Consider the following 616-nt stretch of genomic DNA (forward strand, 5'->3'; position numbering starts at 1 on the left):
CTCGCCTCTCGCCTCTCGCCCCTCGCCTCTCGCCCCTCGCCGTGTCCACGGTGTGACAGACGTTGGTACAGCCGGGAGCCGTGTAGACCACCGTGGAGGCGCCGCCCGTATTCTGAACACCGTTAAGGTGTGTCGTATCCGTCGAGGCCGGGTGGCACTCGGAGCAGCCGCCGGCCACGAAGGCGGTGTTGTTCACGTGGGCCGTGTGGCGGGCGCCCTCGTTGCCGCTGCTGTTGGGATAACCGTGGCAGCTGGCACAGTTGTCAGCCAGGGCGACTCCCCAGGTGTAGGAGCGGGCCGGGGCCGTCAGGGCAGAGTAACCGATGTTGTGGCACACGTTGGTGGAACAGGTGCCCTTGACCGTCGGGTAGGTTGCGCCGCTGTAGGTGAAGGCCACGCCGCCGGAAACGGTGAACGTCCCGTTGAGGTGGCCCGAGGCCGGCTTCGTGTTGGTGGACCAGTTGGTGGCCGCTTCGTGGCAGTCGGAGCAGCCAATGTCGCGGCCGTAGGCCGTGCCCACGTGGGAATTGTGGGTCGTGTCGGACGGGATATCCACGTGGCACATGATACAGGCAGAGGTACCCGACTGGTACCAGATGTAGCTCGCGGGAGTGGT

At 66.1% G+C, this 616-nt stretch carries 1 protein-coding gene; it reads right to left on the reverse strand.

Features of this window, described 5'->3' with window-relative positions:
- Window positions 1-616 (reverse strand): CxxxxCH/CxxCH domain-containing protein (locus tag P1S46_12415; GenBank protein MDF1537266.1); only part of this gene is annotated, 616 nt, incomplete at both ends.

Source organism: bacterium, from assembly GCA_029210545.1.
Classification (GTDB): domain Bacteria; phylum BMS3Abin14; class BMS3Abin14; order BMS3Abin14; family BMS3Abin14; genus JARGFV01.